The sequence below is a fragment of the Corynebacterium sp. ACRPE genome (genome assembly GCF_022347435.1).
Lineage (GTDB): Bacteria > Actinomycetota > Actinomycetes > Mycobacteriales > Mycobacteriaceae > Corynebacterium > Corynebacterium tuberculostearicum_D.
In genome coordinates, this window is record NZ_JAKRNA010000067.1 from 1 (window position 1) to 699 (window position 699).

The window sequence follows — 699 nt, forward strand, 5'->3', positions numbered from 1 at the left end:
AGGAGGTTGGCTTAGAAGCAGCCATCCTTGAAAGAGTGCGTAATAGCTCACTGGTCGAGTGGTTCTGCGCCGACAATTCAGTGGGGCTCAAGTACACCGCCGAAGCCGCGGCAAACATTTTTTGTTTGGGTAGGGGAGCGTCGTGCATGGGTTGAAGCGTTACCGTAAGGAGGCGTGGACTGTGTGCGAGTGAGAATGCAGGCATGAGTAACGAATTGATAGGTGAGAATCCTATCCGCCGGATGACTAAGGGTTCCTGGGTCAAGTTCGTCTTCCCAGGGTGAGTCGGGACCTAAGGCGAGGCCGACAGGCGTAGTCGATGGATAACCAGTTGATATTCTGGTACCCGTACATGCGCGCCCATGATAAAGCACTGATACTAACCACCGCGGATGCACTGCTGACACTCTTTGAGTGTTGGTGGTGTTGATGTCGTGGGGCCTGATGTGTGGTTCAAGTGATGGGGTGACGCAGTGAGGTAGCCACGCCACTTATTGGATTGGTGGTGTAAGCGTGCAGATCGTGTGGTAGGCAAATCCGCCACACATTTGGTTGAGACGTGATGCGTAGACCCACAAGGGTTGATGGTGGTGATCCTGTACTGTCGAGAAAAGCCTCTAGCGATGTGTGTGTATGGCCCGTACCCTAAACCGACACAGGTAGTCAGGTTGAAAATACTAAGGCGTTCGGGTGAACTGT

At 53.1% G+C, this 699-nt stretch carries 1 rRNA gene; it reads left to right on the forward strand.

Features of this window, described 5'->3' with window-relative positions:
• Positions 1 to 699: ribosomal RNA gene (locus tag MHY13_RS12135) — 23S ribosomal RNA — on the forward strand; the annotation flags it as partial.